At 54.5% G+C, this 15,916-nt stretch carries 12 protein-coding genes; 9 read left to right on the forward strand and 3 right to left on the reverse strand.

The window, feature by feature from the left end:
• The first annotated feature begins 4 nt into the window (after nt 1–4).
• Nucleotides 5–1,651 carry an FAD-binding protein gene (locus BN4275_RS04300; protein ID WP_066455013.1) on the forward strand — a complete coding sequence of 549 codons (1,647 nt, stop codon included), beginning with the start codon at nt 5–7 and terminating at the stop codon, nt 1,649–1,651.
• A gap of 1,141 nt (nt 1,652–2,792) precedes the next feature.
• Here BN4275_RS04300 and lpdA read toward each other — a convergent pair.
• A complete protein-coding gene (lpdA, locus tag BN4275_RS04315) occupies nt 2,793–4,196 on the reverse strand; it encodes a dihydrolipoyl dehydrogenase (RefSeq protein ID WP_066454411.1) in 1,404 nt (467 codons plus the stop codon).
• A 21-nt stretch (nt 4,197–4,217) separates the two neighbouring features.
• Entirely contained in the window at nt 4,218–4,589 is a 372-nt protein-coding gene (gene gcvH / locus BN4275_RS04320) for a glycine cleavage system protein GcvH (protein ID WP_066454414.1), read from the reverse strand.
• Nucleotides 4,590–4,860: 271 nt separating this feature from the next.
• Between gcvH and BN4275_RS04325 the strand changes: the two genes are divergently transcribed.
• From BN4275_RS04325 to BN4275_RS04335, 3 genes are read left to right on the forward strand one after another with little or no spacing between them, the layout of a single operon-like run.
• Nucleotides 4,861–6,162 (forward strand): L-cysteine desulfidase family protein, encoded by a 1,302-nt coding sequence (locus tag BN4275_RS04325; RefSeq protein ID WP_066454417.1) that lies wholly within the window; start codon nt 4,861–4,863, stop codon nt 6,160–6,162.
• A gap of 13 nt (nt 6,163–6,175) precedes the next feature.
• Entirely contained in the window at nt 6,176–7,249 is a 1,074-nt protein-coding gene (locus tag BN4275_RS04330; protein WP_066454421.1) for an NAD/NADP octopine/nopaline dehydrogenase family protein, read from the forward strand.
• 15 nt (nt 7,250–7,264) lie between these two features.
• The gene (locus tag BN4275_RS04335; RefSeq protein ID WP_066454428.1) at nt 7,265–8,746 is read left to right on the forward strand and encodes an SLC13 family permease; all 1,482 of its coding nucleotides are present in this window, start codon (nt 7,265–7,267) and stop codon (nt 8,744–8,746) included.
• A 50-nt stretch (nt 8,747–8,796) separates the two neighbouring features.
• Here BN4275_RS04335 and BN4275_RS04340 read toward each other — a convergent pair whose 3' ends face one another.
• Complete coding sequence (locus BN4275_RS04340; protein ID WP_066454432.1) at nt 8,797–9,708, reverse strand: LysR family transcriptional regulator; 912 nt, start codon at nt 9,706–9,708, stop codon at nt 8,797–8,799.
• Nucleotides 9,709–9,828: 120 nt separating this feature from the next.
• On the opposite strand from BN4275_RS04340, the gene BN4275_RS04345 reads away from it, so the two are divergent.
• The 5 genes from BN4275_RS04345 to BN4275_RS04365 all read left to right on the forward strand — a co-directional run bounded on the left by BN4275_RS04345 (nt 9,829) and on the right by BN4275_RS04365 (nt 15,407).
• Nucleotides 9,829–11,109 carry an NAD(P)/FAD-dependent oxidoreductase gene (locus BN4275_RS04345; RefSeq protein WP_066454436.1) on the forward strand — a complete coding sequence of 427 codons (1,281 nt, stop codon included), beginning with the start codon at nt 9,829–9,831 and terminating at the stop codon, nt 11,107–11,109.
• Entirely contained in the window at nt 11,096–13,240 is a 2,145-nt protein-coding gene (locus tag BN4275_RS04350; protein ID WP_066454439.1) for a molybdopterin-containing oxidoreductase family protein, read from the forward strand. The genes BN4275_RS04345 and BN4275_RS04350 overlap by 14 nt, the downstream gene beginning before the upstream one ends.
• Nucleotides 13,237–13,752, forward strand: a complete 516-nt coding sequence (locus BN4275_RS04355; protein ID WP_066454442.1) for a 4Fe-4S dicluster domain-containing protein — start codon at nt 13,237–13,239, stop codon at nt 13,750–13,752. Before BN4275_RS04350 ends, BN4275_RS04355 begins: the two co-directional genes overlap by 4 nt.
• 68 nt (nt 13,753–13,820) lie before the next feature.
• On the forward strand, nt 13,821–14,096 hold the full coding sequence (locus BN4275_RS04360; RefSeq protein WP_066454444.1) for a glutaredoxin family protein: 276 nt from the start codon (nt 13,821–13,823) through the stop codon (nt 14,094–14,096).
• Nucleotides 14,097–14,180: 84 nt separating this feature from the next.
• Nucleotides 14,181–15,407, forward strand: coding sequence for a molybdopterin molybdotransferase MoeA (locus BN4275_RS04365; protein ID WP_079988062.1), 1,227 nt, complete (start codon nt 14,181–14,183; stop codon nt 15,405–15,407).
• Nucleotides 15,408–15,916 lie beyond the last annotated feature (509 nt).

The raw sequence follows: 15,916 nt of genomic DNA on the forward strand, positions 1-15,916 counted from the left end.
TATAATGCATATAGATGTTTTGGTGGTTGGCGGCGGCGGAGCGGCCTGCCGGGCGGCCATTGCGGCTGCGGACCAGGACGCACAGGTTTTAATGGTTCTAAAAAACACGGTGGGACATTCCGGCGCGACCACGCACAAATGCTGCGAGATCGCCGGATACAACGTACCCGGCTGCGGTGATCCCCAGGATAATGAGGAAGTCTACTATTCAGATATCATGTCTGCGGCGATGGGCATGGCTGACCCCGAACTTGTACAGCTGCTGGTCGAAAACGCTGGACCGCGCTTCGAAGATCTGCGGCGCTGGGGCGTCAGTCCCGCCGTTCAGGACGGTCGTGAGGTGATCATGAAGGGCTGCTATTCGAGCAGGAGACGTGGATACACCATCGAAGGACACGGGGACCCGATCGTGCAGGCATTGCTGGCACAGATTGAAAAACGCCGGATCGCGCGGATGGAAAACGCCACAGTGGTCGATCTGATTGTGAAGGAGGGCCGGTGCTGCGGGGCAATGGTGCTCGATGAAGCGGGTCAGATACAGCTCATTGAGGCCGGCGCAGTGATCCTGGCCACCGGCGGTGCATCCCAGGTGTTTTTACAGAATCTCAATCCGTCAGATGTATCGGGGGACGGCTATTCGCTCGCCTATGATCACGGGGCAGTGCTTAAAAACATGGAATTCATGCAGGCGGGTATCGGCTTTTTCCATCCGGTTAAAAGTCTTTTTAACACCTACCTTTGGGCGGGCTTCCCCTTTCTGACAAACGCGCGAGGGGAGCTTTTCCTGGAAAAATACCTGCCGGCGGGGCTCACATCGAAGGATGTCATGCTGGAGCATTGCAGGCACTTCCCGTTCAGCAGCCGGGACATTTCCCGCTATCTGGAAATCGGCATCCAAAAGGAACTGGCTGCGGGCGGGGGGGACGCGCGGATGTGCCTGCCGGTAAGTTTTACGCATTTTACCCCGGAATATATTCAAAATCTGGATTATGACGCGGATCTCAAACAGCTTTGGCCGATGGTGCAGACGCATTTTAAGGAAAGCGGAGTGGATATTTGTCGGGAGGTTGTCGGTATCACCTGCGTTGCACAGGCGATCAACGGCGGGATTACAATTGATCATAGAGCAATGTCCACACTTCCGGGACTGTTTGCTGCGGGTGAAACGGCAGCCGGACCCCATGGGGCGGACCGGCTTGGTGGAAATATGATGGGGACCTGCCAGGTGTTTGGTGAGATTTCCGGCAGGGAAGCAGCTGGATTCGCACAAAAAAACGGCAGGATACCGCTGTGTGAAGAGGATGCCAGACAGGCAGAACGGATGTACGCCGCCCTTTTCCGCGACGTGGACAGTGCAGAAATGATACAGCAGCTGCAGTGCTTGGCACAGGAAAACCTCTTTATTTGTCGGACACAACAAAAGCTAAACCGTATGCTTCTGGAAATTGAACGGCTGGAAGATGCTTTCTGGTCTTCTCCTGCCGCGGACAATCCCTCAACGCAGAACATTTCTCTTTATCATCTCCTCAATTCCGCCCGACTGATGACGTTGGCGGCCAGTGCGCGCAAGGAGAGCCGTGGAAGTCATTATCGAGAGGACTATCCCGCATCTAATCCTGCATATGAAATGCAAATTACTTTAAAAAAATGAATAAGTATGTGAGTGCTGAGCATCATATATACTTACCGCATGTCAGAAACATCCGAAAATTGATCATCATTTTAATACTTGGGATTTGGTTATCAGCGTATTCCTTTTCGCTTTTTACATTGGCGGCTGTGGAGATACCCACAGCCGCCATGGCGAATACAATGAGACAAAGAAAGACGCATTGTTTTAAAAACATAACAGTCCTTCGCAATTGACAGACCATGCCAACGCGACGTGACGCGTGCGGTTAGTTATAAAGGGATTTGCCTGTCTATGAATAACCCCCGGCTTCGCCGGGGGTTATTCATCTGCGGATTGGGGGAGAAAGATTTCGCGTCCTTGTTCCCGGCACTCATGCAGAAGTATAAACAGAAATTCCGAAACCCCGAAGTTTTAATTCAGATGGGGAATCGGATTATGGCCGCGCCAGTCCCGGAAACGAAGCCGCTGAAGCCCCAAAGACGAAGACGTAAAAACAGTAGGAGATGGCAATACCCGAAATGAAAACTACCCGACCGGATGGGAACGCTGAACGTCCGCTTTGCTTTCCAGCCGGTGAGAAGGACAGGGTGCACCCGTCCTGTCCCTGCAGGCATAGCATTTGGCTATCCCAATGCAGCTTGTTTATGAGGAGGCAAACAGCGGCCGATCCACAGATGTTGTTTAAGGTGCTGGTAGACCTGTCAAAGTACTTCGATATCTGGCTCGGAGAGGATGGTTTCCAGTGCGGATTCAGAAAAGGATTCAATTTCATGGCCATTTTCTTTTTTACCGGAATAAGTGAAATCTATCGAACAATTTTTCCATAATCACCTGGTTGTACGTATAATTACCCTTTTCCTCGTACCGGCGGATGATTTGGTCGAAACTCCTCTCCTGATATGTCTTGATTGTTGAATTGGCAAGGTCAATATTTGATAGATGAGCCTTTGCTGCATCTATCAAATTAAAAATATTGTTCATTTACAAAGCCCCCTTCGATTGATGGGGGCTTTATTAAAGAAAATTATCCCGACTTTTCTACCCGTCGTCCCACAAATCAGCAGCAAAACCGCGGGAATTCCGGATAACGATAAAGTCGGGATAAATGGTGTGGAAGGTCGACTGATCGACGGGCGGTCAGCCTCCTACCCAATCGTTTTTAGACTCTGGGGGCGATATGGATCGCGCGCCCCAGCGCATCCTCCACCGCTTCGGTCACCGCCTCGGTGTAAGTGGGATGGGGCCGGATCACCTGTGACAGCTGCTCCAGAGTGAAGGAATTTGCCACCGCCGTGGCCAGTTCGCTGATCAGATCGGTGGCCCGGGCGCACATCAATTGAGCGCCCAGCAGCACCTGGGTGTCCTCATGGAACACCAGCTTGATAAAGCTGCGATCTTGATTTTCAATGATGGATTTCCCATTGCCGGAAAGTATAAATTTACCGGTTTTCACCGGGATGCCCTGTTCCTTGGCCTGATCGGCGGTGATCCCCACCGACGCGATTTCCGGGCTGGTATAGATACAGGCGGGTACTGTCTTCAGATCGATAGGGGCGGGCCACCCAACCATATGGGCCACCGCGCAGCATCCCTGAGCGCTGGCTACATGGGCCAGCTGGATGCCGCCGTCTACCACATCCCCGATGGCATAGATCCCTTGGATACTTGTCTGAAACGCTTCATCCACCAGGATTCCGCGATTTTGCCTTACCTGCATCCCTTGGGCAAACAGATCCCTTACATTTGCCCTGCGACCGATGGCCACCAACACCGCCTGGGCATTTACCGCTGTTTCCTTCTCCTTTTGGGTAAAATGGCAGCAAAGCCCGTCCCCACAGGTTTCGATTCGCTGTACCATGGCGGAGGTATACAGAGCGACTCCCCGTTTTTTCAGTAACATAGACAGGTTTTGTGAAATCTCCCGGTCCATGGTGGGCAGGATACGGTTCATCGCCTCTATCACGGTGATTTCCAAGCCAAAGTCGTGCAGCAAGGTGGCAAATTCCACCCCGATGACCCCGCCGCCGATGATCACCAGGCTTTTAAAGCTGGGAGGCGCATCCCCCAGCAGATCATCGCTGGTGATGACCCCCGGCAGTTCCAATCCGGGGATTGGAGGCCGGGTGGGGATGGATCCAGAGGCGATAAGGATGTTTTTTGCCTTCAAAATACAGGTTTCATCCCCTTTGGACACCTTTACTTTCCCCGGAGCGATGATCTGTGCACAGCCGGGGATCAGATCGATGTGATTGCTTTCAAATAGAAAACCGATCCCATCCCGCAGCTTGCCGGTGACCTCCCGCTTGCGCTGATAAATCCGATCCAGATCGATTTTTACATCTCCCACTGATATCCCTATGGCATCCGCTTCCCTTAGTTCCCGACAGAGCCCTGCCGTATGCAAAAGGGTTTTGGTGGGGATGCAGCCCCGATGCAGGCAGGTGCCGCCCAGGGCGTCCTTTTCCACCACTGCCACTTTCATGCCGTATTGCGCCCCCCGGACAGCCGATACATAACCTCCCGGGCCGGCGCCGATGACAATCAGGTCATATGCCGTTTCCATTGATCCACCTCGTTTCCCGGGCTATTCCCCGCAATAAGCCGCAAACGCCGCAGCATCCATCAATTCTTCCCGGTCGGTAACCTCTTCCATTTCCACCAGCCACACCCCATAGGGATCGGTATTGATGGATTCCGGTTCATCCAGCGCCCTTTCGTTTATCCGGGATACCCTGCCGGTGACCGGGGAGATGATTTCGGAAACGGTTTTCACGCTTTCCACCTGGCCTAAAGATTCCCCGGCGGTGACCATGTCCCCTTCCTCGGGCAGGGTGACAAAGACAATGCTTTTCATAGAATGCTGAGCAAAATCAGTGAGTCCGATTGATACAGTGTCACTTGTGAAATCAGCCCAGATATGGGTTTTGGAATAACGAAGATTCTCGGGGATATTCATTGCTGGCAACTCCTTTACTTCTTAAAATCAGAGGATTACGGCCTCATGATAGCATAAGCAGATGGGAATTGATAACGATGGATTTCGTTATATTATACGAAAATTTCGGTAACGTATCATTTTTTTACGCAATATTCACGACGGAAATTCCTTCATATTGGAGATATTGATTTTTTCGTTATCCTTAACAAAAGTATGAACTATATTTTAACAAACGGGAATGCTACACTTTTTTTAGATCGATGATCAACTGATTTAGGGGGATCTAAAAATGGAACAACAGCTTTTGACCATTTTAAAAAGTGAACTGAAGCCTGCTATTGGCTGTACCGGTCCGCTGGGAGTGAGCATCGCCGCCGCCAACGCATACGACGCGGTGGGAGGTGGAAAAATCCGCCGAATCGTGGCCAAGGTAGATTGGAGCATGGCCGCTAAAATCGACGATGTGGGAATCCCCGGCACCGAATATTTAGGGGTGGAGATGGCCATTGCATTAGGCGCTGTCTGCGGCGACCCGAACGCCGGGCTGGAGGTGTTCCATCACGTCACCCCGGAAGGGGAGCTGCAAGCCCGGAAAATCGCCGAAATGGTGGAGCTTTATCCCATTTGGGACCGCACCGATTTAGGCGCCTACATAGACGTGACCATTGAAACCGATCAAGGGATTGGCCGGGCGGTGGTGGCGGGCAGCCAGGACGGGCTGATTTTAAAGGAAAAGAACGGCGAAATCCTGCTGGAGCGGGAACCGGAACGGGCGCAAAGCGGCGGTTCCCCCATGCTGCAATATAAAATCCGGGATTTTTACGAGTTTGCCTTATCCTGCCCTGCAAATGAACTGGATATCGTGCGCCGGGCGGCGGAATACAACCTGGCGGTGGCCCAGGCGGCCTTGGATCAGCAGCTCGGGCTGGGTATTGGGAAAAGCCTGCTGGAAAGCGAAGGCATCAATGACATTTTACGGGCAAAAGGGTATGCTGCGGCTGCCTGCGAAGGACGGATGTCCGGCGTTGCAATGCCGGTAATGAGCTGCGGGGGCAAAGGAAACGTGGGCCTTGCCGCTTCGATCCCATTGATCATCCAGGCGAAAGACGCTCATATTGGCGAGGAGCAGATGCTTCGCGCCATCACATTAAGCTATCTTCTTGCCATTGCGATCATCCACCGCATTGGCAAAAGTCCCTCCATGTGCTCCTGTGAGGTGGCTGCCGCCCTGGGTATCGCAGCGGGTACTGTCCTGTTGAAGGGCGGCAGCATCCAGCAGGTGGAAATCGCCATTCAAAACACCATCCCCAATGTGTTTGGTGTGGTATGTGACGGCGCCAAACTGGCCTGCGCCCTGCGCATCTCCTCCGGCACAGGTATCGCCATCGAAGCGGCTAACCTGGCGCTGAACGGGGTGCGCCTGGCCAACAACCAAGGCGTGCTCTCTAAAACTGCCGACGAATCCATCGATATCCTGGGACATATCGCCCTTTATGAAATGGTGGACAGCGACCGGGGCCTTTCCCGCAAGCTGTTTGAAAAACGCCGGATCTTCCCGCTGCAAACCTTCCGGGAGCGGCAGCTGCAATAGAGGAGGGGCGGAAGTGGAAAAAATCGTTGTAATCGGCGGCGGGAGCACCGGCATCGCGTTTGCCGGCGATCTACACCTTGCAGGATTCCCGGTGACGTTGCTGGAACAGCCGGAACACGCCGGACGGCTGGAGGATTTAAAACAGGTCGGGGAAATCCGCCGGGTGGGATATGGGCCCACCAAGGTTTCCCCCCTACCCGTCATCTCTCTGGACCCTGGGGTGTTATTCGACGCCTCCATCATCTTTATCGCTGTGGTGGCCAACCGTCACAGGGCTTTATGCGATTGGATCGTCCCATATCTTTCCAATGGCCAGGCGGTATGCTTTTTTAACGGCAACTGCGGTTCCCTCCTGTTAAAGCATCGCGCTGCCGACAGACAGATCCTGGCGGGGGAAACCGTGGGGAACTACTGCTCGGTGCGCTATCTTGGCAAAGGCCGGGTGTGGTATGCCTCCCACCCCGCTTATCCCAAAGGGATCTGCGCTTTCCCTACAATAGACAGCCAAGCGCTTAGCAAGCGGCTTTCGGTGTGTTATCCCACCGTTTGCCCCCCTGAAGCGCCGGTGCAAAACGTTTTGGAGGCGGCTCTGGGCAGTCCCAATGTGGCCGCTCATCTCATCTGCTCCATCTGCTGTCTGTCGGCCATGGAGCACAGCGACGATTTTCGGCTTTATCGGGACGGGGTTTCCCCGGCTCTCATAAAGCTGGTGCAAAAAGTCCAGGCGCAGCGGGATCGGGTGCTTGACGCTTTCGGTTACAAAGCAGGGGATGTGGCTGGCATTGTGGAACAGTGCCGTGGGGGAGCCCCCTCGCTGGAAGGGCTGCGCATGACCACCGGCCCGGATTCTATAAGGCACCGGTACATCGTCGAGGACGCGTTCGCGGGCAACAGCCTGCTGATTTCCATGGGCAAGCTGGTGGGAATGGACCTCCCATTGATCCGGGCGGCGGTGGAAATTGCGTCGGCGCTCAACGACACCGATTATTACAGTGAGGGGGTGACGCTGGAAAACCTGGGTCTGGACGGCCTTTCGGTTGCGCAGCTTAACAGCTATTTGACAAGCGGCAAAAAAACATCTAAATAAAAGAGGAGTGTAGGTATGGCGCAGCGAGCAATCACAAAACGGTCCGGCATTTCCTATTATGCCATTTGTATCGTATGCATTGCCCTGATGTTCCTGGGGGGATTGATTCCGCCCTTTGCCCCTGAAATTACAAAAGCTGGTATGCAGATCCTTTGTATCTATGTTGCCCTGGTATTTTTATGGTCGTCGGTGGGCGGCGTGATCTGGCCGAGCATCTTGGCCATCGTCGCCCTGGGACTCACCGAGTTTACCACTGTGGGGGCAGCGGTGGTATCTGCTCTGGGACAGAATGTAAGCTGGCAGATCATGATGTGTATCGCCCTTACCCATGGGCTTACCATGACCGGTGCCGGTGAGTTTTTAGCCAAATGGATTATCAGCCGCAAATTCCTCCAAGGCAGGCCCTATCTGTTTACCTGGGTGCTGCTCACCGCGTTCTCCCTGATTTCCGCCCTTTCCGCCGCCATCGGGATGATCCTGCTGGCCTGGGCGATCCTCAACAGCATGGCCACCTTATTGGGAGTGGAAAACTCCAAATCCTATTTCCGCAAAATGTCGGTATTTATGGTGGTAGGCTGCTGCTGCGGTGAATTGATCATCCTGTATAAGAGCTGGGTGGTGGCGCTGTGGAGCGCGTTTGGCAACCTGGTGGGCCAGGAGCTGGATTACCTGCCCTATATGGTGATTGCAACGGTCATCGCTTTGGCGCTGGATCTGATCATGACCTTATTGATCAAAGTGATGCGGGTGGATGTCTCCTTCCTGCGTGATTTCGACAATTCCCAGCTGCGTGCGGAACAGGCCAACGAACGCCTTACCGGCCCCCAGATCGCTTATCTGGTCGCCATTTTAGGCTGTGTGATCTTCTCGCTGGGCAGCAGCATCTTTCCTCAGGGCTCCTTGCTGTTTAACATCTCCGCCCGTGTGACTCCCGCTGGCGTCTTTGCCATCGCGGTGGTTGCGTTGATACTCATTAAGGATAAAAACGGCAAGCCCATCCTGGATTTCCAGAAAGTTATCGCTCCCTCCCCCTTCTGGCCTTCCTTTATGATCTGTGCTTCCTCCATCCCTCTGGCAAACGCCCTGTGCTCGGAAGGCACCGGGTTTATGTCCTGGATCACCCGTTTCCTCAGCCCTATCTTTGAAAATAGCTCGCTGTGGGTCATTTACGCGGTGATCGTGGTGGCTTCCCTGGTACTCACCAACATCGCCAGCTGCAGCGGCGTGGCGATGATGATGCTGCCGGTGGCGGTGCCACTGGCGGTAAGCGCGGGGGCCAACATGTACATTGTGGGCATCTGCACCATCTATTCCTGCCTGTTCGGGTTCATCCTGCCCGGTTCCTCCGGACTTTCCGCCATGATGTACGGTACAAGGGAACAGCAATCCCTGTCGGTGAAGGATATCATTGGAGACACCTCTCTGCTTTGTGCCATCTACGGCATCGCGGCAATCATCATCTTCCCGATCCTGGATAAGGCGTGGGTCATCTTATAACCGTGCAATAAAAAAGGATGAGCAAGCCGGCAAACGGCTTGCTCATCCTCCTACACATCCCGCAATATGGTGGAGCGGATGCATTGCAACAGCAATTCATCGTTTTCATTGCGTTTTTTATCCTCACGGGCCAGCAGATAATGTTGCATAGGAGCGAAGGCGGGTTTTTCAAACCGCAGCTTCTTTAAGCTGGTGTGCTCGCAAAAACTGTCCGGCCCCTCCTTGCTGGACATGAAAAACGTCACCATGTCGCTTTGTTCCACCGCCTGCCGCACCAGATGAGCATCCCCAAAAATCGAATGGCTGGGGGTGATTTTATAAAGCTTCGTCCGAAAATAATAGTTCATACAATTTTTGGAAAAAGCCAGATGAGCCCCTTTCAGTTCCGAAAGCTGGATGCTCTCCCGGTGATAAAACCGGGAGCTCGGGCCCACATAAGCATAGGTTTCATCAATGACCATAGGCTCCGCTGTTATTTTGGCGTTTTTCGCATCCTTTAAAAAGGTTTCCTCTTCATCCATAAACGCATATCCAATCCCAAAATCATATTCCCGCTCCTCCATAAGGCTGATAATCTGCTGGGATGGAACCTCCATCACCGATAAACAAATCCCCGGCGCCAGAGAATGAAACATCTGCACCAGCGGCACGCTGTAACGAAAACAGGCCACCGGATGCGCTACAATCCGGCGCACCCGCTGGAATTGAGAGGTTTCCGCCAACGCTAATATTTTACGGTAATTTTGGACGATCTCTTCGGTAAGGCGGATAAATTCCGCTCCCTTTTCCGTTAGGGCAATACCTTTGGGAGTCCGCTCAAATATCGCATACCCCACCACCGCTTCCACCTGTTTGATTGCACTGCTTAAAGTGGTCTGGCTGATGAACTGTTTTTCCGCGGCAATGGAGATCGTGGGAAAACGGGAGGTGATCAGGATATATTCCAAAGTTTCTATCTTCATCGTTCCGCCTCCTTCCAATCCGGCAAATTACCCGTATAATTAGAATTATAACACCTACCGGTCTCTATCGCAAGCTGTCGGCAAATCAGCCGATCTTTTTGAAAGAAGGTGCTTTTTGCCATGAAATATGCCATCATCGGGTTCGGCTGCGCCGGATATCATGCCGCCAAGGCAATCCGGCAAACCGATTCCCAAGGGGAAATCCATGTATTTGAAGCGGGGGATGCCCCTCCGGCAAATCCCATGCTCACCACCTATTATGCTGCCGACAAGCTGCCCGCTTCGGCCCTGTACCCCTTCGGGGGACTGGAGGAAATCGCTGGCACATACCGGCTGCGGATCCATACGGGCGCGCCGGTGGAAAAAATCGACGCCGAAAATAGAGCGGTGATCCTTTCCTCCGGACAGATCCACCCCTTTGACCGGATTCTCATCAGCACCGGCGCCCGGGCGTTTTTGCCCGGCATAGAGGGCCTGCCCGACTCAAGGGTATTTTTAATGCGCACGGTGGGGGATGCCCAGGCGCTGAGGGATCGTCTGGAAAAAGGGGATATCCGCCACGCGGTGGTGGTGGGCGCGTCGATGGTGGGGATTAAAGTGGCGGAACTCATCTGGAAAGCGGATATTCCGGTGACCTTGGCCGACGGGGCGGATTATCTCTTCCCGCTGGCCGCCTTTGCCCCGGTGGCCAGAGAGATCGAACGCCGTCTTGTCGATCAGGGCTATGCCTTCAAATGGGGGGCCCCGGTAAAGGGGATCACCCCGCAGGGGGTGACCTTTGCCGATGGGGAAACCTTGTCCGCGGATCTCATCTGCATCTGTATTGGCACCCGGGCGAATGTGGAGCTGGTAGCCAACACCCAGGTGGTGGAAGGCCAGCCCATAGCTGTCAACCGGGGGATTGTGGCCGATGAAACCATGGCCACCAGCTGTCCGGGCATCTATGCGGCGGGGGATTGCTGCGAAGGGATCAACCTGCAAACCGGACAGACGATGATCATCGGGCTTTGGGCCAACGCCGCCAGCCAGGGGGAAACCGCCGGGAAAAATATGGCGGGAGGATCCTGCCGGTATCCCGGCAATATTGTACATAACATCACACACTTTATGGATATGGATTTCATCGGCCTGGGGGACAATCGGCTGGAGGGTGAAACCATCTCCTGCGGGGCGTTGGACGGGGATTTTTACATCCAGGCAACCCTGAGGGAGAAGCGGCTGCAATGTGTGAACATCCTGGGCAACCACCGGATCAGCGGGGCGCTGAAAAGCCTGCTGATCCGCCAGATAAACGGGCAGTCAACCCGGATTGCCCCGGCACAGCGGGCAATGCTGTTAAGCCAGGGGCTGAGCAGCGACTTTTTGAATCGGATCGGAGGTATTGGGGATGGCCACAATTGAACAGCTGTTAAAAGCAAAAATTCCTTGTGAAGAGACCGGCATAGAAGTCAAGCGTTCCCTATGCGATATCTGTACCCCGGGGATGCATTGCGGTTTGAATGTCTATGTAAAAGACGGCACAATCCTCAAGGTGGAAGGCGTCGAAAATTATCCTGGCAGCAATGGCAAAATTTGTACCAAGGGAGCCTGCACCAGACAGTATGTTTACCGCAAAAACCGGATCCGCACCCCCTTGCGCCGGATAGGCGCCCGAGGGGAAGGAAAATTTGAGGAGATCAGCTGGGAGGAGGCATATCGGGAGATCGCGGGGCGTCTCAATGAGATAAAAGCCCAGGATGGCCCTGAGGCGGTGGCCTGGTTCACCGGATACAGCAAATGGTACCGTCCTTGGCTGCACCGGTTGGTCCATTCCTTTGGAAGCCTCAATTACGGCACCGAAAGCTCCTGCTGCAACACCGCCACCGGCATGGCTTGGAAAACCATCGCCGGCCGGGGATTCCGGGGGGATTTCGCCAACGCCAACCTGCTCATCGGCTGGGGCTGCAACACCCTTATCGGCAACCATGTGGTGGCAAGAGCTCATCTGGCGCTGAAAAAACGAGGGGGTAAGGTGATCATCATCGATCCCCGCATCACTCCCACCACCCAGAAGCTGGCGGATATCCATCTGCAAATCCGTCCCGGCACCGATGGCGCGCTGGCTTTGGGCATGGGCAATACCCTCATCCAAAACGGCTGGATCGATCAGCCTTTCATTGACAAATATGTCCACGGCTTTGCAGAATATAAAGCGTATGTGTCTCAGTTTACTCCGGAGCGCACCCAGGAGATCACCGGGGTGGACAAAGACCTGATTATCAAGGCCGCTCATTTGTACGCCACCTCCGGCCCGGTGGCGGGATATTTTCCCTCCGCCGCGGTGACCCATCACATCAACGGTTATAACAACATGCGGGCGATCATGTCTCTGGAGGTGCTCATCGGCAATGTGGATCGCAAAGGCGGGGTGGTGCCGGTTTATCCCAGCTTGGTCTATGCCGACGGGGGTTTCCCCACCATGGAACGGGCGTTTTTAAACGATGTGAAGCCCCAAAATTGCCGCTCGCCCATCGGCAGTGGCAGCTTCCCCCTTTGGTACGCCCTCACCGACGAATATCAGGCCATGACCCTGGCCGGGCAGATCCGGGAACAAAAGCCCTATCCCATCCGGGCGCTGGGCGCCTTTGGGATGAATCACCGGATGTTCCCTCAGCCAACCGAGATGCTAGGGGCGCTGGAAAAATTGGATTTCATTTTTGCCACCGACCTCATCATGACCGAAACCTGCCGGTATGCCGACATCGTGCTCCCCGCATGTTCCTCTTTGGAGCGCAGCGAGCTCAAGGTATACGGCGGCGGATATCTCACCTGTACCACTCCAGCGATCCCGCCCCTTTACCAGTCCAAACCGGATACCCAGATTATCTGCGAGCTGGCGGGTTATTTGGATATAGAGGATGATCTGTTAAAAAGCGGCTATGAAAAGACGATGGAATATCTGATCAGCAATCTGAGCGTTACCTTGGAGGAGCTGCGAGCGGCGCCCCTGCCTTTAAAAATGAAAGAAGCCGCCCCCCGCAAGCCCGGGTCCTTAAGGGAAAAGGGATTTGAAACCCCCACCGGTAAGCTGGAGCTTTATTCCGAAAAGATTATGCAGGTTCGGGGAGATCACACCGAACTGGATCCCCTGCCGGTATGGAACGAATCCTTTGATTCGGCCGATAGGGAGGAATATCCCTTCACCCTCATCGCCGGAGCACGTCTGCCTCAAGCCATCCACACCCGCACCCATGAGCTGCCCTGGGCAAAAAATATGCGCCCTGACCCCACGGCGGATATCCATCCCCAAGACGCCAAAGCATTGGGCCTGCAGGAAGGGGATTGGATGCAAATCATCGGGGAGAAGGGCAGTGTGACGGTCAAGGTGCATCTTTCCGGCGCGGGGCTGCCCGGGGATGTTTATATGTATCACGGTTACGCTCAGGCGGATATCAACGAGCTGATCGGGAAAGCCCATCTGGATCCATACAGCGGATTCCCGGGATATCGCCAGGTGCGGTGCAAGCTTGTGAAAGGGGAGGGCGCAAAATGAAGCTGATTTTAGATTTTGATTCGGACAAATGCGTATCCTGCGGCGCCTGCGCCATTTCCTGCATGGATCAAAACGATATCGATCCCTTTACCGATCCCCCGTTTCGCCATGTTTATTTAGAGGAACAGACCGCCGGCGGCAAGCTGCAGCTGCTCCATCTTTCCATCAGCTGTATGCATTGTGAGGACGCACCCTGTGTCAAGGCCTGCCCGGTGGGATGCATCTATAAAGATCCGGATACCGGGCTTACCCTTTACGACAACGCCAACTGCATCGGCTGCCACAGCTGTTCCATGGCCTGCCCCTTCGGCGCGCCCGGATTCTCAGCGGGCAAGATGGTCAAATGCGACGGCTGCCTGATCCGGGTACAACACGGCTTGCAGCCCGCTTGCGTGAGAGGCTGCCCCTATGACGCGATCCAGCTGCTTACAGAAGCGGAATATCAAGAAAAGCAAAACGCCGCATCTTTAAAACGGATGAGCGAAGAAATTTTAAACCGGCTGCCCCGATAAAACGCAGCCCCGGCAAAACAATGATTGAAAGCCGCTGGTGGCGGCATGATAGAAAGGAGTCAAAGGATATGGCAAAGAAAATTATCATCTATGGAAGCAAGGAATGCGGCCGCTGCAACGACGCGAAAGAGGCTCTGGACAAAGAGGGGATCCGTTATGGATATGTGGATGTCATCGCCAGTTTAGCGCATCTGCAAAAGTATCTCAATGTCCGGGACGCGCATCCGGAAGTTTTTGCAGAAGCGGTAAAATTAGGCAAGGTGGGCCTGCCGGTTTATGTGATCGACGACGATCAGGTTTATACCGGCGCTATCGCCGAGATGGATCTGGATCTGTTCCGTTAATCCGGCTCATAGCCGGGGTGCTTTTGTGGCGATGCGCAAAAGCACCCCGGCAACAAAGCTTTACCGGGAGGAAAAAGGATAGGTATGAATCAATGGGATCTGATGGGGGAAGGGCTGGAATATGAAGCGGCGGTGGCACTGCTGCTGGAACATACCCCCCGCCCGAAAAGCATTGAAACGCTCCCCTTATTGGACGCCCTTGGGCGGATCGCGGGGGCGGATATCATCTCGCCAATCAGCCACCCCCCTTTTGACCGTTCCCCCCTGGACGGCTACGCCCTGCGCGCCCGGGGGATCCAATTTGCCTCTCCCGCTGTGCCGGCGCGCCTTTCGGTGGCGGGCAAAGCCTGCGCGGGGGAGGTGTTTCCCAGGGCGCTGCTGGAGGGGGAAGCGCTGCGGGTCATGACCGGCGCGATGCTGCCCGCCGGCTGCGACTGCGTGATCCGCCAGGAGGACACGGATTATGGGGAGGATACCGTATCCGTCTACGCGCCGGTGAAGCCTTATGAGAACTACTGCTTCGGAGGGGAGGATATCCCCCTTGGCACGGTGCTTTTGCGGGCCGGGGAACAGATATCCTTCGCTTCGGCAGGCATCCTGGCCGGGGTGGGGATCTCACAGGCGCCGGTTTATGAAGCTCCCAAGGTTGGGATAATCTGTACCGGGGACGAGCTTTCCGATCCTGGCACACCCCTTGCACCGGGTAAAATCTACAACAGCAACCGTACCCTGCTTTGCGCCCGGCTGCGGGAACTGGGGATGACGGAAGTGGCGCATCCCTCCTGTCCGGACGACCCAAAGGCTATCTGCAAGGGCATCGACCAAATTTGGGAAACGGCGGATCTCATTGTCACCACCGGAGGGGTATCGGTGGGCCAGCGGGACTGGATGCGCACGGTGGTGGACCTGCTGGGCGCGCAGCCCCTCTTTTGGCGGATGCGCTTAAAGCCCGGCAGCCCGGCGCTGTGCGCCTTATATAAAGGCAAGCTGCTCATCTGCCTGTCCGGTAACCCCTTTGCTGCGCTTGCTACCTTTGAGCTGTTGCTGCGCCCGGTATTAAGGCGCCTTTCCGGCATGACTGCCCCGGTTTTGACGCGTAAAACCGCTCTTTGCCAGAACGATTTTCCCAAAGGCGGTTGTTGCCGTCGGTTTGTCCGGGGGATTTATGAGGATCAAAAGGTGTACATTCAAAAGGGCAACCATTCCTCGTCGGCGCTGCTGCTTTGCACCGGATGCAACTGCTTTGTAGATATTCCGGTGGGGCAGGGGCCGTTGAAGGCGGGGGATACGGTATCGGTGCTTATGCTGTAAAGCGATGTGAAAAGAATGCGTTGCAAAACAGCCAAAAAACATTCAGAGACCAGGCACCCAAAACATAGGGGGGCCTGGTCTCCGCATTTGTTTTAAAGTTAATTTGTGAAAGAGAGCTTAAAACAAAACAATATAGAATAGTAGAGCACAACTGTCCACTGGTATTTGTGCTAAACAGTGAAATCACATTGCCAAAGAATGCACCCGCCTGGCTGACAAGTGGCAGCTAGAGAACTTAAATTACGAAACGCTGTACCGCGCCCATTTTCCCTTGGGGAGAAAATCAACGGCTGATTCACGGATGTTATGGCGCAAGAGTATGGAGAAGCATCCGGAGAAAGTGAAGGAAACAGTAAAGCTGAAACGGGATTCAGAACGTTGGAAGATTTGCGGGAGAAACTGACTCGGGGCACTGCAGGAGCGACATTCGTGAAGGGCAGCGGCCACCGGTAGAGTGAAGCCCAAAAGCGTTGGGAGCGGCTGTCCGGGTGGGAACGGTGTTGGACATC

It is taken from the genome of Anaerotruncus rubiinfantis (assembly GCF_900078395.1).
In the GTDB taxonomy this organism is placed as follows: Bacteria; Bacillota; Clostridia; order Oscillospirales; family Ruminococcaceae; genus Anaerotruncus; species Anaerotruncus rubiinfantis.